General features: G+C 49.9%; 18 protein-coding genes and 1 pseudogene. 1 reads left to right on the top strand and 18 read right to left on the bottom strand.

What is annotated here, in order from left to right; genetic code table 11:
- Positions 1-43: 43 nt before the first annotated feature.
- The 18 genes and pseudogenes from ACTOY7_RS17725 to ACTOY7_RS17640 all read right to left on the bottom strand — a co-directional run bounded on the left by ACTOY7_RS17725 (position 44) and on the right by ACTOY7_RS17640 (position 19,616).
- Positions 44-1,954, bottom strand: a complete 1,911-nt coding sequence (locus tag ACTOY7_RS17725; RefSeq protein WP_482671668.1) for an endonuclease MutS2 — start codon at positions 1,952-1,954, stop codon at positions 44-46.
- A gap of 728 nt (positions 1,955-2,682) precedes the next feature.
- Positions 2,683-2,871, bottom strand: coding sequence for a hypothetical protein (locus ACTOY7_RS17720; protein WP_302140726.1), 189 nt, complete (start codon positions 2,869-2,871; stop codon positions 2,683-2,685).
- 383 nt (positions 2,872-3,254) lie between these two features.
- Entirely contained in the window at positions 3,255-5,048 is a 1,794-nt protein-coding gene (locus ACTOY7_RS17715; protein WP_482671667.1) for a peptide ABC transporter substrate-binding protein, read from the bottom strand.
- A 130-nt stretch (positions 5,049-5,178) separates the two neighbouring features.
- Positions 5,179-6,177, bottom strand: coding sequence for an ABC transporter ATP-binding protein (locus ACTOY7_RS17710; RefSeq protein WP_004069145.1), 999 nt, complete (start codon positions 6,175-6,177; stop codon positions 5,179-5,181).
- The gene (locus ACTOY7_RS17705) at positions 6,174-7,172 is read right to left on the bottom strand and encodes an ABC transporter ATP-binding protein (protein ID WP_482671845.1); all 999 of its coding nucleotides are present in this window, start codon (positions 7,170-7,172) and stop codon (positions 6,174-6,176) included. Before ACTOY7_RS17705 ends, ACTOY7_RS17710 begins: the two co-directional genes overlap by 4 nt.
- 121 nt (positions 7,173-7,293) lie before the next feature.
- Positions 7,294-8,340, bottom strand: a complete 1,047-nt coding sequence (locus ACTOY7_RS17700; protein ID WP_482672317.1) for an ABC transporter permease — start codon at positions 8,338-8,340, stop codon at positions 7,294-7,296.
- Between the two features lie 14 nt (positions 8,341-8,354).
- Entirely contained in the window at positions 8,355-9,272 is a 918-nt protein-coding gene (locus ACTOY7_RS17695) for an ABC transporter permease (RefSeq protein WP_004069148.1), read from the bottom strand.
- A gap of 429 nt (positions 9,273-9,701) precedes the next feature.
- Positions 9,702-12,287, bottom strand: a complete 2,586-nt coding sequence (gene clpB / locus ACTOY7_RS17690; RefSeq protein ID WP_482671843.1) for an ATP-dependent chaperone ClpB — start codon at positions 12,285-12,287, stop codon at positions 9,702-9,704.
- 240 nt (positions 12,288-12,527) lie between these two features.
- Complete coding sequence (locus tag ACTOY7_RS17685) at positions 12,528-13,541, bottom strand: sensor histidine kinase (RefSeq protein WP_300885401.1); 1,014 nt, start codon at positions 13,539-13,541, stop codon at positions 12,528-12,530.
- Positions 13,534-14,262: a response regulator transcription factor gene (locus tag ACTOY7_RS17680; RefSeq protein ID WP_300885400.1), complete on the bottom strand. Its 729-nt coding sequence runs from the start codon at positions 14,260-14,262 to the stop codon at positions 13,534-13,536. The genes ACTOY7_RS17685 and ACTOY7_RS17680 overlap by 8 nt, the downstream gene beginning before the upstream one ends.
- A 117-nt stretch (positions 14,263-14,379) precedes the next feature.
- A pseudogene (locus ACTOY7_RS17675) lies at positions 14,380-14,442 on the bottom strand (transposase); the annotation flags it as partial.
- Between the two features lie 115 nt (positions 14,443-14,557).
- Positions 14,558-14,869, bottom strand: a complete 312-nt coding sequence (locus tag ACTOY7_RS17670; protein ID WP_300885399.1) for a YbjQ family protein — start codon at positions 14,867-14,869, stop codon at positions 14,558-14,560.
- Entirely contained in the window at positions 14,850-15,491 is a 642-nt protein-coding gene (locus ACTOY7_RS17665) for a MerR family transcriptional regulator (RefSeq protein ID WP_482671849.1), read from the bottom strand. The genes ACTOY7_RS17670 and ACTOY7_RS17665 overlap by 20 nt, the downstream gene beginning before the upstream one ends.
- Positions 15,492-15,769: 278 nt before the next feature.
- Positions 15,770-16,468: a metallophosphoesterase gene (locus ACTOY7_RS17660; RefSeq protein ID WP_394683612.1), complete on the bottom strand. Its 699-nt coding sequence runs from the start codon at positions 16,466-16,468 to the stop codon at positions 15,770-15,772.
- A 91-nt stretch (positions 16,469-16,559) separates the two neighbouring features.
- Positions 16,560-18,506 (bottom strand): AAA family ATPase, encoded by a 1,947-nt coding sequence (locus tag ACTOY7_RS17655; RefSeq protein WP_482671848.1) that lies wholly within the window; start codon positions 18,504-18,506, stop codon positions 16,560-16,562.
- Between the two features lie 185 nt (positions 18,507-18,691).
- Positions 18,692-18,895, bottom strand: a complete 204-nt coding sequence (locus tag ACTOY7_RS17650; protein ID WP_160282876.1) for a helix-turn-helix transcriptional regulator — start codon at positions 18,893-18,895, stop codon at positions 18,692-18,694.
- 10 nt (positions 18,896-18,905) lie between these two features.
- Positions 18,906-19,247 carry a DUF6442 family protein gene (locus tag ACTOY7_RS17645; RefSeq protein WP_160282875.1) on the bottom strand — a complete coding sequence of 114 codons (342 nt, stop codon included), beginning with the start codon at positions 19,245-19,247 and terminating at the stop codon, positions 18,906-18,908.
- Between the two features lie 51 nt (positions 19,248-19,298).
- The gene (locus tag ACTOY7_RS17640) at positions 19,299-19,616 is read right to left on the bottom strand and encodes a DUF6442 family protein (protein WP_300885931.1); all 318 of its coding nucleotides are present in this window, start codon (positions 19,614-19,616) and stop codon (positions 19,299-19,301) included.
- Positions 19,617-19,908: 292 nt separating this feature from the next.
- Here ACTOY7_RS17640 and ACTOY7_RS17635 point away from each other — a divergent pair, with 292 nt between their 5' ends.
- On the top strand, positions 19,909-20,274 hold the full coding sequence (locus tag ACTOY7_RS17635) for a riboflavin kinase (RefSeq protein WP_482671847.1): 366 nt from the start codon (positions 19,909-19,911) through the stop codon (positions 20,272-20,274).
- Positions 20,275-20,327: the final 53 nt, after the last annotated feature.

Here is a 20,327-nt window from a genome sequence, read left to right as displayed (position 1 = left end):
ACCTCCATACCTTCACAATGCACAAATGCTTCTTTCCTGTATTTTACTCCAAATCCGACAAAAAATCATCTATTTCTTTTCCCCGTTCCATCTGATGTCTCAGCTTCCGGTTTTTTACGCTGTCAAAAATGATGGAAAAATCGTAATCCTCCGGATACAGCTTCTCCGCCGGCACATGGAGCTTGATCCGCTTTTGATTGATCCAGATCTTTTTATCCCGGAGCTGCACCCGCAGGACCCCCTTTTCGTTCATCGGCTGGCATATGATCCCGATCTTTTTATCCGGGTACACCATCACACTGTCGCCTCTCTGAAATTCCCTGCCCTTGGGCTGTGCCGCTCCCTGCGGCTTTCTCCTGCGGATTCCCGGCGTATGGACCTTTTCCAGCCGGTTCTTAGCCGCCGCCAGTTCCAGGTTTTGCGGAATCTCCCGGCTCCCATAAGCAGCCTCCATAGCGGTTTTCAGCATGTCCCCGGGCATGCCCATCCGCCCCGCGATATAGAACGCGCAGCTTTCCCCCGCCTCTCCGATGACCAGCTGATAAAGGGGCCTTAAGCTGTCCCGGTCAAAGGTCATCCTGGCGTTTACGATCTCTTCTCTCTGATCCGCGTACTGCTTGACCTCCGGGTAATGGGTCGTGACCAGAAACAGCGCGCCGCTTTTTCGCAGCTCCTCCAGGATCGCGACGGCGATTCCCATGCCCTCCGCCGGATCTGTGCCGGAACCCAGCTCATCCATGACCACAAGACTGTCCTGATCCACCCGTTTCAAAATATCCAGTACATTTGCGATGTGGGCGGAAAAGGTGGAAAGATTTTCAGACAGGTTCTGCCCGTCCCCGATATCACACAGGAAATTGCTGTTCATGCAGATCTCCGCCTCCCGGCAGGCCGTGTGCAGACCGCATTGGGCCATCATACAGTTCAATGCCACCGTCTTGATGGCAACCGTCTTCCCGCCTGTGTTGGGCCCTGTAATGACGATCCCCCGGTATCCTTTCCCAATCTCAAACTGGAGCGGCACGCATTCCTCCCGGTCCATCAGCGGATGCCGCACGTCCTGAAAAGCCATGTAACGCTCCGTATTGATCTCCGGCTCTGTACCGCCGTATTCCAGGCTCAGCCTGCCCTTCGAAAAAATGTAATCCAGCTTTTCCATCGTGCGGATATCCTGCTCCAGCACCTCAGCCTGGTCAGCGATCATGGCAGAAAGCTCGTACAGGATCCGGCGTTCCTCATTTTCCGCATAGACACAGAGAAGCTGAAGCGCTTCATAAAAACGTCCCACAGAAACAGGCTCGATGAACAAGGTGCTTCCCGTGGAGGATTTATCGATCACATTTCCCTGGATCTTGTACTTATATTCTTTTTTCACCGGAATGCACAGATGCCCGTTCCGAATGGTGCTGAAATGATCCGAAAGGCATTCCTTATTTGCGCGCATGACCGCATCTGCCTTCTCCCGCATTCCTCTCTCGTTGGTTTCAATTTCATTCCGGAAGGATTTCAGCAATTTGGACGCATTGTCGTCCACCCTGCCATTCCGGATCTGGAGCCCGATCAGTTCCTTCACATCCTCAAGGCCGTCCAGGTTTTCTTCATAATATGCCAGCGAGATCTCCCACTGCTTCGCCCGGTTCAGGTAGCTTTTCAGCCGGACAACAGCGGCCAGAGCCTGCTCGGCCTCCTCCAGCTGTGTGATAGACAGACAGTCGCCCTTTACTGCCGCCTGAACCGATTCCCGGATCCCTTCCAGAGAGACCAGCGGCGGATTTCCATGGATCTCGATCAGCTTTCTGGCCTCGCTGGTTTCTCTCAGCCTTGCCCGCAGTTCGCTCTCGGACAGGAAGGGCTGTGTAGTTTGGATCATTTCCTTTGCCCGTTCAGTAAGGGCCAGCCCGGCCCACCAGTGTTTGATCCTGTCAAATTCCAGGATTTCTTCTATATTTGTCATTTTCTGATTCAACCTTTCTTTTTTATTCTCTTCATGTTTGATTCCCGCAAGGCAGAAAAGCCAGGCGGATATGCCTGCATGTAGATCCGGTAACTGCCGGGACAGACTGAGACCATGGATTTCCTAAAAAAGAACTGTTCTGAAAGCAACAAAAAAGTATGACAAATACAGCCATACTTTCCCTATCCTATCTGATCGCAATAAGACAGTCAAATCCTGGTGTATGCAGTATTCTGTAAGGCAGAAACAACCGGCATGCAGTTATGCCGAAAAGGGTATCCAAATAAAACACGACGCTTCCCGTGCTTACCCCTTTTTCATTCAGTTGTTTTTTGTCATTACAGAACGACTAACATCCACACACCTGCCTTCTTTTTATGATGGGTTTATCTTAACCTGATATCGAATGCTTGTCAATACCTGTTTTTATTTATCTGCAAACTATGCTGAGTGGTTATTTCCATTCCGCATGTATTCTATCCTACATAGCCATTATGCAGCCTGTGAAAGAACCATTCTCATAAAAATCCCGCATTGTCTTTTCACTCTTGAAATACCGAATCCAGAAAATCTCGTAAAGTATTTTCAATACAAAGGAGGCCGCCAGACACCAAGACCACTCTAACCAGGAATTGATGTTGAAGTCGGAAAAATCGGGAGCATCAGCATAAAGAGATAAATCAGGCCTACATAAGAAAATCCAAAACGCATATTTAAACCATCCCTCCCTAAAGAACCTCTACCATACACCTATGCTTTTTATCTTCCTTCTGATATGCGATTCTGACAGCCAGGATCCTTCCCGTATACTGCCGTTCTTCCCCCAGTCTCCCCTGAAACTTCAGGGCATACCCGAGGTCCTTGATCTGCCGGATCGCTTCTTCGGCAGAATGATCTGCCTTCAATTCCAGATGCAAAACAGCTGGAGCGGCGTTTTACTGTTCAAATAAATACCTATATGCCTGCACGCACCTTCAATTACCTGTTTATACCACTGCTTCCACCAGAACTTTGTTTCTGGGCTGTCATTCCATGGGCTATACGCCTTATGCCCAGCCTCTGCTGTCAATTTCCGTTTCAAAAAACACCCGAATTTTATGTCTATAACAGTTACTGAGGTTTTCTTATCAACTGTTTTCTCGTTCTGAATACTTATAATAATTGTACTACAGACCTGATTCAAAGTCATTGAATTTTTATAGAAAAAGAACAAAGCGTTTCGCAATCGAAAAAAAAGGACCCCCCGATCACTCTCGGGAAGTCCCAAATATGCAGTCCATTACATATGGCTTACGGACAATTATTCAGCTTCTTCTGTGTCTTCAGTTCCTTCTGCATCCTCAGTTCCTTCTGTGTCTTCAGTTCCTTCTGCATCCTCAGTTCCTTCTGTGTCCTCAGTTCCTTCTGTATCTGCTCCTCCTTCTGTAATATCCGCATACATAAAATGCCAGTATCCATACGGTGAATGCCAGGAGCCTGTGATCTTGTCGCTCTGCAGCCAGAAGTCATTGTAGTAAGCTACCGGAACGCATCCAGTTTCTTCCATAAGGATATCCTCTGCCTCATGAAGTGCAGTGGAACGCTCTACCGGATCAAGTGTAGTTCTGGAAAGCTCCATAGCAGCATCATAATCTGCGTTGTTGAACTTACCGTCGTTGTTTCCGTTTGTAGAATACAGCAGGTCTAACATATTGGAAGGATCGCTGTAGTCGCCAACCCATCCGTTACGGGAAGCATCATAATCTCCGTTACGACGCATCGGTGTAAAGCTTGCCCACTCTACGATATCAACCTTAAGGTCAACGCCTAACTCTGCCCATGCTTCCTGCAGATACTCAGCAACTACCTTGTGGTAACCTGTGTCATTGGTGGAGTAGGTGATGGACGGAAGTCCTTCCCCATTCTCATAGCCAGCTTCTTTCAGAAGCTTCTTCGCCTCTTCCAGGTTTGCTTCATGGTTGCTGATGTCAATATATGGCTGTCCGCCGTTTGCATTTTCCATAAATTCCTTGCCGTCTGTGTCAATCCAGCCAGGTCCCATGAAGTTGCTTGCCGGTGAATAGGTTCCCTGCATCAGTGTATTCGCAACATAATCACGGTCGATTGCAAGGCTCAGAGCCTTACGAACGTTCTTATCTGTGAACGGCTCTCTGTTCAGGTTCAGGCTCAGATAATAGGTTCCGATGATCGGATCTACATAGTAATCATCATTGCCTTCCAGAGACGGGATTTCCTCGGTCGGAACGTCCTTGATCATCAGAACTTCGCCTGTCTGGTATGCGCTGTAGGATGCGTTCGCATCTTCAATCAGGTTGAACTTGATACCGTCCAGCTTGATTGCATCTGCATTCCAGTAATTCGGGTTTTTGCTCATCAGGATGTGTGATCCCGGAACCCACTCGGATACATAGAATGATCCGTTAGAAATATAAGTCTCTGCTGAAGTTGCCCATCCGTCGCCGTTTGCTTCGATGGTTGCTTCCTGTACCGGGCTCAATGTAGCAAATGCCGCAAGGCTGCCGAAATAGGTACATGGAGAACTTAAAGTAACAACCAGTGTCTTGTCGTCCTCTGCTTTTACCTGAAGCGCGTCCAGTTCGCCTTCAATCGCTTTGTCATAGCCTTCTACCATACCCAATACGGTTTCCGCATAAGGAGCCGCAACCTCCGGGTCACACACACGCTTCCAGCTGTAAACAAAGTCATTTGCTGTCAGGTCGGAACCGTCAGACCATTTCAGGCCGTCTCTTAAATGGAAGGTCCATGTCAGGCCGTCTTCACTTGTATCCCAGCTTTCTGCCTGTCCCTCTGTAAGCTGTCCGTCCTCACCAACGGTCAGCAGACACTCGAAGGAGTGCAGCAGCATGTTTCCGCCGTCTACCGCGCTGTTCAGCGCCGGGTCAATGGTCTCCGGGTCAGGTCCGATCTGTACGGACAGGATCTTCTCTTCGGAACCCCCGCCGGCATTATCGGTATCTTCCGTACCATTCTGGGATGAACTATTATCCCCCCCCTGGTTATTGCCGCCTCCGCAGGCTGCCAGGCTGAAAGCCATTGTAGTCGCCAGTAATAAAGCGATTACTTTCTTTTTCATTTGATTTCCTCCTTTTTTTACTTTGAGCGCTTCCGGCACAGCCGGGCACTCTGTTTTCTATAAACAATACGGACGCATTTTCCTGCATCTATATATGTTTATCCTCACTTACGCGCCGAGCCTCAAATCTCTACTCCAAACGGTCAATATGATGACAGGCAGAAAAATGTCCTCTGTCCACCTCACGCCATACAGGAGCCTCATGGGCACAGCGCTCATCCGCATACGGACACCTGGTACGGAACCGGCAGCCGGACGGCGGATTCAAGGGACTCGGCACGTCGCCCTGAAGGGCGATACGCTTGCTCTCCTTCGCGATCTTCGGGTCTGCAATGGGGATCGCGGAGATCAGGCTCTTGGTGTACGGATGCAAAGGACGGGTGATCAGCTCGTAGCTGTCCGCCAGCTCCACCATCCGGCCAAGATACATGACGCCGATCCGGTTGGAAATATGCTTCACCGCGGAAAGGTCATGTGCAATGAACAGGTAGGTCAGCCCCATCTCCTCCTGCAGGTCCTCAAACATGTTGATCACCTGTGCCTGGATGGACACGTCCAACGCCGAGATCGGCTCGTCGCAGACGATAAACTCCGGCCGCACCGCAAGGGCTCTCGCGATCCCCACACGCTGTCTCTGTCCGCCGGAAAACTCATGAGGATACCGGTTGGCATGCTCGGAGTTTAGTCCTACTCTTCGGAGCATTTCTATAATGATATCATAACGTTCCTGTTTATTTGCCGCCATCTTGTGGACGTCGATCGCCTCGCCGACGATGTCTCCCACCGTCATACGCGGATCAAGGCTCGCATAGGGATCCTGGAATACGATCTGCATCCGCTTCCGGTAGGGAAGCATGTCCACAAACTGCTTTTTCTCCACATCAAAGATCACTTCATTATCGTAAACAAACCTGCCCCCGGTGGGCTCATACAGCCGAAGCAGCGTACGTCCGGTGGTGGTCTTGCCGCAGCCGGATTCCCCTACCAGCCCCAGGGTTTCGCCCCTGCCGATGGTAAAGGACACGTCATCTACGGCCTGAATATATTTTTTGTTTTTCCCAAAGCCTCCTGCCGGGAAATACTGCTGTAAATGTTCTACCTGTATGAAGCTGTTCTGTTTCTCGCTCATTTTGCAGCTCCTTTCTCCATTTCCTCCTTCTGGTTCAGCCAGCACTGGGTATAATGAACCCTGTCAAAGTTAGTAACCGGAGGCATCTCCCGCAGGCAGATCTTCATGCACGCCTCGCACCGGGGCGCAAAGGGACATCCCTTGGGAGGATTGAGCATGTCAACCGGAGTACCTTCGATGGGAATCAGCCTTTCATGCTCTTTCGCGTCAATTCTCGGAATGGAGCGGATCAGCCCCTTCGTATACTGGTGCTTCGGATTGTAGAAAATGTCCTCCGTCGTACCGTACTCAATCACCTTTCCCGCATACATAACCGCGATACGCTCGCACATGCTGGCTACCACGCCCAGGTCATGAGTGATCATAATGATCGCCATGCCAAGCTTATCCTTTAATTCCATCATCAGTTCCAATATCTGCGCCTGAATGGTCACGTCCAGAGCCGTGGTGGGCTCATCCGCGATCAAGAGCTTTGGCTCGCAGGCAAGCGCAATCGCGATCATCACACGCTGCCTCATACCGCCGGAAAGCTCATGGGGATACTGCTTCAGGCGCTTCTCCGGCTCATTGATCCCAACCAGCTCCAGAAGCTCCTTTGCTCGCTCTTTTGCCTGCGCCTTCGTCTTATCCGTATGAAGCAGGACTGCCTCCATGATCTGGTTGCCGATGGTGTACACAGGATTTAAGCTGGTCATGGGGTCCTGGAAAATAATGGAGATTTCATTTCCGCGGATCTTGCGCATCTCCTTGTCTGTCATCTCTTCCACCTGATGGCCGTTGAAATACAGGCTTCCCCCGATCAGCTTGCCGGGATAGGCCGTCAGCCCCATCAGGCTGTATGCCGTTACGGATTTGCCGGAGCCGCTTTCGCCTACGATCCCCAGCACTTCTCCCTCTCTCAAATGAATGGACACATCATTCAGCGCTTTCACTTCTCCTGCAGGTGTGAAAAAGGAAAGCCGTTCATTTTTTATATCTACAAGATATTCTGACATATATTCCTCATTTCTGCATAGCTTAGGCTATGCTGCTTTTCCTAATTCTTCTATATAAGACCGCCGGTCCCGGCAATTGCCTGATCAGGCCGCCGTGCCCGGACGGAACAGATGTCTGTTCCTAATTCTTTAACTTCGGGTCAAACGCATCCCGAAGTCCGTCACCCAGCAGGTTGAAACTCAGGATGATCAAACTGATCAAAATTGCAGGAATAAACAACAGGTACGGATACGTATTCATACCGTTGATCGCGTCGCTCGCAAGACTTCCGAGGGACGGCAGCGGAACCGCCACACCCATTCCAAGGAAGCTCAGGAAACTCTCCGTAAAAATCGAAGAAGGAATCTGCAGCGTCGTAGTTACGATCAATGTTCCGATACAGTTTGTCAGCAAATGCTTCTTAATGATCTTGCCGTTGCCCACACCCAGTGCCCTGGCTGCCGTTACGTACTCGCTCTCTTTGAGCATCAGCACCTGGCTTCTGACCATTCGTGCCATACCAACCCAGTACAGCAGGGCAAATACCACGAAAATACTGATCAGGTTCTCGCCTACGATCCCGACCCAGCTAAAGCCCGGCACATCCTTAAGACGGCTTAAGGGATCCTTCAATGCAAAGGACAGAAGTACAATCAGCAGAATATCCGGGATCGTATAGATGATATCGACAATCCGCATCATCACGAGGTCTACCCATCCTCCGAAAAATGCGGCGATCGATCCGTAAGCAGAACCGATGATCAGGATGATGCCTGTGGCGATCAGCCCTACCAGAAGGGATATGCGGCTCCCCATCATCACACGGATGGCATAGTCGCGGCCCAGTTTATCGGTTCCGAACACATGGGGAAATACCTTCTCCCCGGCATCGATCCTTGCCTGCTCATCCGCCGAATACTCCATGGGGGCCAGATTGTTGCCTCCCTTGATCTGATCCTTATAAGAATAAGGATAAAACGAAGGAACGATAAATGAGAAAATCAATACAAGTATTACAACCACGATACTTGTCATTGCTACTTTATTTTTTACAAGGCGGCGTCCGCCGTCCTTCCAGAAGCTCACACTTTCCCGCATGATGACCTGGCTTTGCTTCTCTTCTTCTGTTGCAGGCAGGAAATCCTCAGGATTAAGTTTCAGTTGAAAGCTGACCGGATTCTCTTTCATGATCACTGCACTCCTTACTTTAGTTTAATTCTCGGGTCTACAATCTTATATACGATGTCCACAGCCACGTTCATCACGATGATCAGCGTCGCGAGGAAGATCGTCGTACCCATAATCAGCGTATAGTCACGTCCGTTGATAGCACGGATGAACTCACCGCCAAGTCCCGGGATCGTAAAGATCTTTTCCACAACAAAGCTTCCTGTTACCGTATAGGCAAGCATCGGGCCTACATAGGTCACTACAGGAAGGATTGCGTTACGAAGGGCATGCTTAAACAGAGAAACAAATCCCGACACGCCTTTCGCTTTCGCCGTACGCATATAATCCTGTCCCAGCACGTCCAGCATGGAAGACCGCATCAGTCTCATGATATACGCAGTAGGATAGAAGGACAATGCCATAACCGGCATGATATAGTGCTTCCACGTTCCGATTCCAAGTGTCGGAAGCACTCCTAATTTAACACCGAAAAAATACAGGAGCACCGTGCAGATTACAAAGCTGGGGACCGCAATCCCACAGGTTGCAACCACACTGATCAGACTGTCCAAAAACTTCCCTCTCTTTAGGGCTGCGATACAGCCAAGGGGGATTCCCAGCGTCAGGGCTACCAGTACGGAGATACCTCCCACCCTTGCCGACACAGGGAACTTCGTTGAGATAATGTCCATCACGGTACGACCGCGCTGCTTTAAGCTGTCGCCGAGGTCACCGTGCAGGGCATCGCCGATATACGTTAGATATTGCTGAAATAAAGGCTTGTCCAGGCCGTACTTGGCCTCTAACGCCGCTGTTGCCTGCGGACTGATCGCCTTCTCCGAAAGGAACGGCCCGCCGGGAACCATATTCATCAGAAAAAATGTAATGGTTGCAACTGCCCAGATCGTCACTATGGCAAGACCGATTCGCTTTGCAATGTACTTTAACATGCTTTCCACTCCTTATCTTAATGCATTCCAGGAAGCCCTCTGCGCGTGATCACGGGAATCCCCGGAAATACATCCTATTAAAAATAAGGAACACTACTTCATGACAAACACTCAGCGTTCCTCACTGCGGATTATAATAGCAAATTAATAATGATTTGTCAATCCTTCATGACGGTAAAGCAATGAAATAGCGACAAATTTTCCCAAATAAATTCGTTTTTTTCTTGCATATTGCCGTTATTTTTTACAAATCTGCTCTTTTTTATAAATTATTTCTTTAAAAAGGATCGGAGAAAAATGGATTCTCCGGTGATATTCACCTTGGGAAACGCGCCCGTCCATTGAAAAGATCAAGACACAAAAAAGAACTCCGCCCTGGCCCTATCGGACGAAGCTCCTTTTTTTGTGTCTGCTAACACAGGTATCCCGTCAATGCACACACCGTCCTTCCAGCTTCCCATCAACCACATCAATGACGATCGTATCTCCACGGCCCACATTTCCTGCCAGGATCAGCTTTGCGGCCAGGGTCTCCACATTTTTCTGGAGATACCGCTTCAGCGGCCGCGCGCCGTACATGGGATCATAGCCGCCTTCCACAACGAAATTCCTGGCGCTTTCGGTCAGCTTGATGGACAGCTCCTTTTCTGACAGCCGCAGATTGACATCCGCCACCAGCAGGTCAATGATCCCGCTGATATTGGATTTGGTCAGAGGCTTGAACATGATGATCTCATCCAGCCGGTTCAGAAATTCCGGTCGGAAATGGGCCCTCAGCTCGTTCATCACCATGGACTGGCTTTCCTCTGTCAGCGTACTGTCCTCCTGAATGCCTTCCAGCAGGAAATGCGCTCCGATGTTGGAGGTCATGATCAGGATGGTGTTCTTAAAGTCCACCGTCCGCCCCTGGGAATCGGTGATCCGCCCGTCATCCAATACCTGCAGAAGCACATTGAATACATCCGGATGTGCTTTTTCCACCTCATCAAACAGCACCACAGAGTAAGGCTTCCTGCGGACTGCCTCGGTAAGCTGGCCGCCCTCGTCGTATCCGACATATCCCGGAGGCGCTCCGATCAGGCGGGATACGGAATATTTCTCCATATACTCGCTCATATCAATCCGGACCATATTGTTTTCATCGTCAAACAGGCTCTGCGCCAGCGCCTTTGCCAGCTCGGTCTTGCCTACGCCGGTGGGGCCGAGGAACAGGAAGGACCCGATGGGCTTGGAAGGATCCTTGATCCCGGCCTTGGACCGGATGATGGCCTCTGTCACAAGCTCCACGCCCTGCTCCTGGCCGATCACCCGCTTATGCAGTTCATCCCCCAGATGCAGGGTCTTGCTGCGTTCGCTTTCATTCAGCCTGGCCACCGGGATCCCCGTCCACCGGGAAATGATTCTGGCGATCTCCTCATCCGTCACGGCTTCATGTACCAGAGAAAGCTCCTTCTCTTTTACCCGCTCTTCCTCGGATTCCAACTGCTTTTTCAGCTGAGGCAGCCGGCCGTACTGCAGCTCCGCCGCCTTATTCAGGTCGTAATCCTGCTGCGCCTTCTGAATCTCCTTGTTGACCTGCTCGATCTCCTCCCGGATCTTCTGCACCCGCTCCACAGAGGATTTTTCATTATCCCACTGAGCCTTTTTCCCGGAAAATTCCTCCCGCAGCTCTGCCAATTCTTCCTGCAGATGGATCAGGCGCTCCTGGCTCAGACGGTCGTCTTCCTTTTTCAGAGCCTCCTCTTCGATCTCCAGCTGCATCACCCTCCGGCTCAGTTCGTCCAGCTCCGTGGGCATGGAATCCAGCTCCGTCTTGATCAGCGCACATGCCTCGTCCACCAGGTCGATGGCCTTATCCGGCAGGAATCGGTCGGATATATACCGATGGGAAAGCATGGCCGCCGCCACAAGCGCACTGTCCGTGATCTTCACACCGTGGAATACTTCATATCGCTCTTTCAGTCCCCGGAGGATGGAGATCGCGTCCTCCACCGTAGGCTCCTCCACCATCACCGGCTGGAACCGCCGCTCCAGCGCCGCATCCTTTTCGATATACTGGCGGTACTCGTCCAGCGTGGTAGCGCCGATACAGTGCAGCTCCCCCCGGGCCAGCATGGGCTTGAGCATATTGCCCGCATCCATGGCGCCGTCTGTCTTGCCCGCGCCTACGATCGTATGCAGCTCGTCAATGAAAAGGATGATCCTGCCGTCGCTGTTCTTCACTTCCTCCAACACAGCCTTCAGACGCTCCTCAAATTCTCCCCGGTATTTTGCTCCGGCAACCAGGGCGCCCATATCCAGGGAGAAAATGGTCTTCTCCTTCAGTCCTTCCGGCACGTCTCCCTTTACGATCCGCTGGGCAAGCCCTTCCACTACGGCTGTCTTGCCGACGCCCGGCTCTCCGATCAGCACCGGATTGTTCTTCGTCTTACGGGACAGGATCCGGACCACATTCCGGATCTCTTCGTCACGTCCGATGACCGGATCCAGCTTCTGATCCCGGGCACGCTCCACCAGATCCTGGCCGTACTTATTCAAGGTATCGTATGTCGCCTCCGGATTGTCGCTGGTCACCCGCTGGTTGCCCCGGACAGAGGACAATGCCTGCAGAAAACCCTCCCGGCTGATACCCATTTCTTTCAGAAATGCCTTCATCTCCCGGCCGGCATACTTCAAAAGCGCCAGGAAAAGATGCTCCACGGAGACATATTCATCTCCCATCTGCGATGCCTCATCCTCCGCATGAATCAGCACATTGTTCAGATCCTGTCCTACAAAGACCTTGCCTCCCTGCACCTTGGGACGCTTCGCAAGCAGCTCTTCCACACGGTTCACGATGTAGGATGCCTGGAAGCCCATTTTCTCCAAAAGCTTTAAGGTCAGGCTGTCATCCTGCGTGATCAGCGCATACAGCAGATGCTCCTGCGCGATCTCCTGATTGCCGTAATCATAGGCCAACTTCTCGCAGGCCTGCACTGCCTGCATGGAATTCTGCGTAAATTTATTTATATTCATACTGAAACCTCCTCTTTTGCAGCAACAGTTTGCTGTGAATGGATTGTTATGTTGTTCTATTGACAATATAACAATAACAGAAGTTGTTAGCACTGTCAAGAGGTGAGTGCTAATTTATCTTGATTTATTGTTACTATTTACTGACTGTTTTTGCCTTAGCATACAGAAAATCTGCCAGCGGCAGATTTTCTGTACACATGTGTGTGAAGCAGCTGTGAATAGTAATAATTTATTTATTATTCACAGGAATCGCACCGCAAACGTGCTCCCTTCTCCTACAGTCGATCTCACCGTCACATATCCCCCCTGGGCTTCCAGGATCTGCCGGGTCAGGTACAGCCCTACACCTGCGCCGGGCAGATTGTGGACTGCAGGCACACGGAAAAATTTGGAAAAGACAGCCCCCTGCCATTCTTCCGGGATACCCATTCCGTGATCCGTGACCGACAGGTACGCCCCGGCCTCACGCATTTCTACCCGCACCTCTATGGTTCCTCCCTCCGGAGAATATTTGACCGCATTATCCAGGAGATTGAAGACCGCTTCCTCCGTCCATTTCGGGTCATGCCGGACCGGAAACGGCTGAGGACAGTCCACGGCGATCTCGATTCCCTTCCGGTCTGCCGCCGTGCTCACGCTCAGCAGCGCATTTGCCAGAGTCACCGCAAAATCGGCCTGCTGGGGAAGAATCCGGATCGCGCCGCTTTCCAGCCGGCTCATCTTAATGACGGACTGGATCAGAAAATCCATCTTATCTGCTTGGTGCAGCGTCCGTCCCAAAAATTCCTGCTGCTGATCCGGAGGCATTTTTCTGGCGGAAAGCAGCTCCAGATCCATTTTTATATTCGCGACCGGGGTCTTGATCTGGTGGGAAAGATCCGCGACCATTCCCTGCATCACGCATTTTTCCTCATCCGCACCGGCTTCGGCGATCCGCAGGGCTTCGTAGAGCCTCGACAGCTTTGACACAAAGCGGGCAAATAGATTCTCCTGATCCTCTACCTCCGGAAGCGGAACATCGCTTCTCCCGGAAAGCATCTGATCCATGCCTTCATTGACCTCATCGAAAAAGTCCATGACCTTGCGCTGGTACGCGTGAAACAATACGAAAAATGCAATCCCGCCTGCTGCCAGAACCACATAAGCCGCCCAATCTATTTGAAAGCACAAAAGGATCGGGATTGACAGCAGCATCAGGATACAGATACAAATCGCACAGCGGTTCTGCCGTCGGAATGAAAATGGATCACGCATCACGAACCTCCCACATATACCCCATCCCGTAAATCGTCTTGATATATTTGTTCCCGTCCTGCTCCACTTTTCTGCGCAGCCGTCCGATGTTTACGGTCAGCGCATGCTCATCCACATAATTTCCATTGGCGTCCCACAGCTTCTCCAGGATCATCTGCCGTGTCAGGACCTTTCCCCTTTGGTCGATGAACAGCTTCATCAGCTTATACTCTGTCGGTGTCAGAGTCAGCGGCTTTCCATCCAGTGTCACATCTGCCTTATCAAAGTCCGCGGTCAAATGGCCGTCCGAATAGAGATTCTGTTCCCTCCCCCTGCCGGAACGTTTCAATACGGCACCGATCCTTTTATGGAGCAGCGCCATGCTGAACGGCTTCGTCATATAGTCGTCGGCGCCGCAGTCGAACCCACGCATTTCATCCTGCTCCAAGTCACGGGCCGTCAGGAAAATAACCGGCACATCCCTCAGCCTTTTCATCTGGCTGCAGAGGGTAAAGCCGTCGCTGTCCGGCAGGTTCACATCCATCAGCACCAGATCAGGTTCCTGCAGCCGGAATGTTTTCAGAGCCAGCATAGCTGTCAGCGCGGAGGACACCTCATAGCCCTCCTCCCGCAGATCATATACAAGACCGTCATTCAGGCCTTTGTCATCTTCCACAATGAGTATCTTTTTCATAAATCTATCGTAACCTTTCACCATATTATTATACCTGCCATTATACATGACCTCCCCACATTTCTCAACACGGAGCAGCAGAAAAGCTGCCGGTTACTATTCACAGTCGGATAAAAAATGGCCGATACCAGACAGCTCTGGGAAATGTTTCGCACTGAGAAGTATGAATTGATTATAAATTATTTTTCGTCTATACTTGGGAGTGAAGACAATGTGGTACTTGCACATCCATTTTTCGGAACACGAAAAACTACGCCATGCTCAACAGGCTAAAGCCCATATCCATATCAAAAATAGGACTGAAGCACTATATTCGTGCAACAGCCCCATTCCAACCGTACAGTTAGAGATATTTTACAGCGGTTCCATAGGCGATCACCTCCGCCGCCCCCTGCATGACCTGTGATGAGCCGTACTTCACTCCGATCACCGCATCCGCGCCAAGTGCCTTCGCCTCATCCACCATTCTCTTGACCGCAATCTGACGTGCCTCGTTGAGCATTTCCGTATAACCTACGATCTCTCCGCCGACCAGCGTTTTCATCCCGGCCATAAAATCCTTGCCGAAATTCTTTGTCTGCACTACAGTTCCTTTTACTATATCCAGCGCCTCGATCTCCGTGCCCGGGATATAATCAATACTTAGAAGCTTCATCTTCTTCTCCTCCTTTGATCTCTTTTACTCTTCCGATCAACGCCGCGATCACGCCGATGATCACTGCCGCCGGGATTCCGATCATGAACAGCATATACCCGATCGGAACCGGATCTTCCATACAGCCCCAGATCATGATCCCGATCATTGCAGCCATAAATATGACCATGATCCCGCCGCCCAGAGCTGCTCCAATGATTTTTTTCTTATGAACATCTTTTTTTCTCACATCCATAAAATTCGTTCCCTCCTTTTCCAGCCGCTCCATCTGTTCCAGACACTGGGTCGCGTCGAGTGTTTCCAATGAAAGATCCGCATTCAGAAGCTGTTCGCAGAATGCCTGGACCTGCACAAGATTCTTTTTCTGGCGCTCCATCTCCTCCACCTGGTATTCCAAGCAGCTTCGCAGGCTTTTTTGTCCCGTGTACATATGCCGCATATCCTCAATGGGAATGGCCAGCTTCCGCAGAAGCCGGATCTCCTGGAGACGTTTTACATCATTTAAGCTATATTCCCGGTATCCGTTTTCCGCGCGCTTCACTTCCAGAAGCCCCTGATCCTCGTAAAACCGGATATTCTTTTTTGTGATGCCCACCAGTTCCTCAACCTGCTTGATCTTCATGTCCCCGCTCCTTATCTCCCTCGGTGTCTTATTTTGTTTATACAGCTTCCACAAGGTGGAAAGTCAAGAGTTTTTCTCAAATTTTATAAAAAATAGGTTGCTATTCACAGTCGTCACTTCACCCACATAAGTAAAAAGTCTAGATGCGAAGCATCGGCAGACGGCTTTGCCGACTGTTTTTGCGCATGTGAGTGAAATGACTGTGAATAGTAACAAAAAATATGATCGCTGCTCCGATCGTCGGTTTATAGACGCCTGTTCCGGACAACCGGCAGCTTCTATTCTAAAATCAACTCCGGTTTAAAGTTCAGGTAATCCCCGGAAACAAGCTTATACTCGATCCCGTTCACATAGCCCTTGAAGCTGTCGTCATATCTCGCCTTTCCATGGCAATGGGAATAGATCACCTTTGACGCGCCGTACAGCTCCGCCATCCTGGTAAACGGGCTTTCCGCCTCCCCGATACTGGTGGGCGGATAATGCAGGAACATGATATAGTTCTCTTCACCCGCAGCACGTGCCTCCTCAAAGGAAATCCGCAGACGTTCCAGTTCCCGGTTTCTGATCTTTTCAAAATGTTCGTAAGTATCCAGACCTTCATAGCAATAGCCCTTTGTCCCGACCAGCGCATAGCCCTGGCAGGTAAAAAAGTTGTTCTGCAGAAATTCCAGCCTGCCACGGAACTGTTCATTCAGCCGCCGGGTCTTTTTGGCATCCCAGAACATATCGTGATTGCCGCGGAGCAGGATCTTTCTTCCGGGCAGCTCCGCGATAAAATCCAGGTCCTTCCTGCTTTGCTCCAAGTTCCTTCCCCAGGAATGGTCCCCGGTGATCACAACCGTATCTCGGTCCGTCACCCGCTTATTCCAATATTTCCAGATCTTCTTCTCATGGTTTTTCCATACTCTGCCGAAAATATCCATCGGTTTATCGACGGAAAAAGCCAGATGGAGGTCTCCGATCGCATATAGACTCATAGCATTCTCCCTGCCGCTCCGAAGCTGTAAAGACATGTGCTCACGGACGATGAAATCTGCCGCTCCGTATTATCCGCACGATCTGGTGGTTCTATTTTTTACAGCTCCGGATTTCTTTTTTCTCCCATCGGACCTGCACATTTTTTCCAAAATGCGCGAGTCCGATAAAATACACGGTGCCTGTCATTTCCGCGTCATATTTTTTATGCTTGATCTGGCCGATTGCGTCCAGCGCAAGTTCACCCAGATCCTCTGTCTCCTCTTTTGTATATTTGAATTCCAGGATCATATGGGGCAGTTCCTGTTTTTTCGCACAGAGGATGATATCACTTCTCCCGGCGCCGCTTTCCCGGTTGCTCTTTACATCATAATACCGATACTGAAACGCACACATTCCCAGCATCATCACGTGATAGCTGTTTTCACTTTTCAGATCATGATAGGAAGGGAGCTTCCATAAAATCCTCTGATACCATTCGGCAAATTCCTCCATGGACTCTGTCCGAAGGCATCTCAGCATATCCGATATATGTCCGTCCTCCACCTTCAAATAGAAGGCGGTCAGCTCCTGAAAAGCTTCCCGGACTTCGTAATTGGGGATCCGAAGCTTGTAGATTTTATCTCCTGTCTTTTCCTGGACGGTGATCATCCCGGCATTGAGCAGAAGTCCCCAGAGTGAGGCATCATCCGGCTCCTCATAATAAGAAACCGCCAGTTCTACCTTTGCCTCCACGATCCCCTTCTCGATCAATTCGTTATATTTTCCGGCAAACGACTCTCCCCTCTGTTCGAACGCATTTTTCAGGATACTGTTCTCGCTGGTATTCACCCAGTAAGGCTCCAGCTCCTTTCTGGCCGCATAGCATGAGACAGACCACGGGTTATAGACTTTTGTTGTTCCGAACAGATACCCGTCATACATGGTTCTGACCTCTTCCGTAAGCTCCACTCCGCAATAGTCCAAAAGTCCTGCCGTCTCTTCTTCCGTAAATCCAAAGCAGTCTGAATATTCCGGGTCCTTTGCCGTACACACGATCAGATTATTGAGTCCCGAAAAAATATTTTCCTTTGCGACACGCTGGATTCCTGTCAGCAGCGCCCTTTCCAGAGATGGGTTCCCCTTCAGGGAGGAGGACAGCATCTCTGCAAGGAGATCACTGATCTCATTGTAATACCCTTTTGCATTTGCGGTGATGAAGGGCGTATCGTACTCGTCCAGGAGAAGGTATATCTTCTTACCGTAATATACTTCCAGAATCTGGCACAATTCCGCAACCGCGCGGCGAATGCAGCCTTTTTTCTCTTCTGTGATGCCGGCCTTGTACAGATGCTCATAATTGCAGTCGAACATCTTTTTCTGCACATCCGGCAGGGAACCGTCATTGACAATGGGAAGGTATCTTTCATATTCCTGTTTCAGTGTGATCCTCAGCTCATCCAGCATCCTGTCCGCGCAATCGCCCTTTACATTCAGGAAGGAAAGGAAAATCACCGGATGCCGGTTCAGCTCCTCCATCAGATAGCTGCCGCTGATCCGGGTGTCCGCAAACAAGGCCGCAGAGTCCTTCGTACAATCCAGGAACTCCGCCAGCATAGACATATTCAGAGTCTTTCCGAAGCGTCTCGGCCTGGTGATCAGAGTCACCTCATACCAGGATTCCAAAAATTCTTCCACCATCTGTGTCTTATCCACATAATATGCCTTCCTTTCACGCAGCTTGCGGAAATCCTGTGTACCGATCGCCAATCTTCTGCCCGGTCCCCTCCGGGGCGCCTTCACATCGGCATAATAAGGCAGCGGCTCCTCACGGAGTATAGGATTGGAAGACTGAACCATGGTTTTTCCAAACAGATCGTCCATAGAGCAGCCCAGAATCTCGCTGATATATTCCAGCGCTTCCAGATTGGGCGAGCGGTTCCCTGACTCATAATTCGCATAGGTAGACCGGGAAATCTCAAGCTTTTCAGCCATCTGTGCCTGTGTAAAACCTTTTTGCTTCCGAAACATTGTCAGATATTCATGAAATTTTGTTTTCATTTCCGCTCCACATCCTTCCTTTTTATTTATTTTAGCACAAGAAGTTTCAAAAAGCAACATATATTACGTTTCCATTTGAATCATCTCTTTGGATAGCAGCTCGGACAAAAAGGAAGTGATTCATGGCCAGAAGAGCTTCCATCCCTCTTCCGTCATGAATCACTCTTCACTTCGCTTTCATGTCATCATTCAAAATAAAACAATTCTTCAAACTTCTTGTCCAGCGCGATGCACAGGATCAGCGCCAGCTTTGCGGTGGGATTGAACTGCCCTGTTTCGATTGAGCTGATGGTATTGCGCGAGACGCCGACCATCTGCGCCAGCTTTGCCTGGGACAGCTTTTGTTCGGTCCGAACTTCCTTCAGATGATTTTTCAGAATAAGTTCCATAGCCGTCCTCCTACAAAATCACAGCAGCCGTGAGCAAATTCCTAAAGTGCATTACAGAGTTCAATAGGATTCCGCCCCACAGCACTGCCGTAAGAGTGATATCCTGCCAGCGCTTCCTCCGGCATTCCTTTAATTTCACCGTATACCCAACTGCCAGCAGGGTGTGCGCCATTGCCCACAGGTCGTACCCTGCTCTTCCAGTCGCAAAAATGCTGATCAGGCAGAACAATGCAGCTGCAATATACACCATATAGATTCCCAATTCTCCGCCTTCTCTCAGAACTTCTTTTTCAAACAAATCCTGCCCGCCGTTTTCCTCTCTGCTTTTTTCCAGTATTTCCTCTCTCTTCATAGTCCATCCTCCTAAACTCCCTGCAAAACTTACAAAACGATTCATCTGGCATCAGACCAACTGGCAGAAATGCATCACAAAAAATACAACGGCAAAAAGCGACCACCCCACAGCCCCTATCATATCCTGTCTTTGCTTCTGCCTGCGCGCCTTCACCGCATATACTGCCGCATAGAAAACTCCCGCCAACGCATAGACCGCATAATTCCATTCATGACACAGCAAGACCTGTACTATGGAAAAAACTGCCGCAAATATCCACACTGTATAGATTCCCAATTCTCCGCCTGCTCTCGTGACCTCTTTCTCATAGAAATCCTCTCCGCTGTTTTCCTTTCTGCTTTTTTCCAGTATTATCTCTCTCTTCATAACAAAGCCTCCCAAGCTTGTATACATTTTGCATAAAGTATTACTTTGACATCCAAAACCACAGGCAAAAATCCATTTTTTGCCAAGTTTTCTTGTATTATTTATATAATAGCACGCCAAATTTTCTTGTCAAGCAAAAAAACTTTTCCACTAACTGTTTCCGAAAAGTTTCCGAAATCCCTTCCCTATATTGATAATTTGCCTTTCAAATATTATAATTTTATCCGAACAGCCGAAATGCCGCGCCTGAACGGTATTTCAGCCCGTTCAATTTTATATGTGAGGTAACGCCATGGCTCAGATCATAAACCAAACACCCGCTTATCATCTTTCAGGTAAGATCGTATACGGGCAGGGGATTGGAAAGCTGGTCGGGACGCCGACCGCGAACCTGCAGATCCTGTCCAGGGACGAGATGCCCCCAGTGGGCGTATATGTCACCGAGGTCCTGCTGGAAGGGCAGCTCTACTACGGGGTTACGAATATCGGGACCTCCCCGACTGTCAACAAAAATCACGAGATTTCCATTGAGACTCTGATCATGAATTTTTCCAGGGACATTCACGGACAGCAGATGGAAATCCGGCTTTTCAAAAAACTCCGCTGTCCGAAAAAGTATGAAAGCTTTGTAGGACTTGTAGAGTGCAAAAGGGCATAAAATCCCCCTCCCCATGAAAAGGGGCTTTTTAAATGGGATACGATATGATACAA

The organism is Schaedlerella sp. (assembly GCF_056796775.1).
Note: the sequence above shows the minus strand (reverse complement) of the source record. Positions and strands in the feature narration are given on the sequence as shown.

Excerpts from the sequence above, each read along its gene's own strand:
- ACTOY7_RS17710 (WP_004069145.1), bottom strand. The coding sequence starts at position 6,177 with ATGAGCGAGAAACAGAACAGCTTCATACAGGTAGAACATTTACAGCAG.
- ACTOY7_RS17660 (WP_394683612.1), bottom strand. The coding sequence starts at position 16,468 with ATGAGTCTATATGCGATCGGAGACCTCCATCTGGCTTTTTCCGTCGAT.
- ACTOY7_RS17645 (WP_160282875.1), bottom strand. The coding sequence starts at position 19,247 with ATGAAGAGAGAGGAAATACTGGAAAAAAGCAGAGAGGAAAACGGCGGG.
- ACTOY7_RS17685 (WP_300885401.1), bottom strand. The coding sequence starts at position 13,541 with ATGCGTGATCCATTTTCATTCCGACGGCAGAACCGCTGTGCGATTTGT.
- ACTOY7_RS17640 (WP_300885931.1), bottom strand. The coding sequence starts at position 19,616 with ATGAAGAGAGAGATAATACTGGAAAAAAGCAGAAAGGAAAACAGCGGA.
- ACTOY7_RS17665 (WP_482671849.1), bottom strand. The coding sequence starts at position 15,491 with ATGAAGATCAAGCAGGTTGAGGAACTGGTGGGCATCACAAAAAAGAAT.
- ACTOY7_RS17635 (WP_482671847.1), top strand. The coding sequence starts at position 19,909 with ATGGCTCAGATCATAAACCAAACACCCGCTTATCATCTTTCAGGTAAG.
- ACTOY7_RS17695 (WP_004069148.1), bottom strand. The coding sequence starts at position 9,272 with ATGTTAAAGTACATTGCAAAGCGAATCGGTCTTGCCATAGTGACGATC.
- ACTOY7_RS17700 (WP_482672317.1), bottom strand. The coding sequence starts at position 8,340 with ATGAAAGAGAATCCGGTCAGCTTTCAACTGAAACTTAATCCTGAGGAT.
- ACTOY7_RS17705 (WP_482671845.1), bottom strand. The coding sequence starts at position 7,172 with ATGTCAGAATATCTTGTAGATATAAAAAATGAACGGCTTTCCTTTTTC.
- ACTOY7_RS17680 (WP_300885400.1), bottom strand. The coding sequence starts at position 14,262 with ATGTATAATGGCAGGTATAATAATATGGTGAAAGGTTACGATAGATTT.
- clpB (WP_482671843.1), bottom strand. The coding sequence starts at position 12,287 with ATGAATATAAATAAATTTACGCAGAATTCCATGCAGGCAGTGCAGGCC.
- ACTOY7_RS17655 (WP_482671848.1), bottom strand. The coding sequence starts at position 18,506 with ATGAAAACAAAATTTCATGAATATCTGACAATGTTTCGGAAGCAAAAA.
- ACTOY7_RS17650 (WP_160282876.1), bottom strand. The coding sequence starts at position 18,895 with ATGGAACTTATTCTGAAAAATCATCTGAAGGAAGTTCGGACCGAACAA.
- ACTOY7_RS17725 (WP_482671668.1), bottom strand. The coding sequence starts at position 1,954 with ATGACAAATATAGAAGAAATCCTGGAATTTGACAGGATCAAACACTGG.
- ACTOY7_RS17715 (WP_482671667.1), bottom strand. The coding sequence starts at position 5,048 with ATGAAAAAGAAAGTAATCGCTTTATTACTGGCGACTACAATGGCTTTC.
- ACTOY7_RS17670 (WP_300885399.1), bottom strand. The coding sequence starts at position 14,869 with ATGAAGCTTCTAAGTATTGATTATATCCCGGGCACGGAGATCGAGGCG.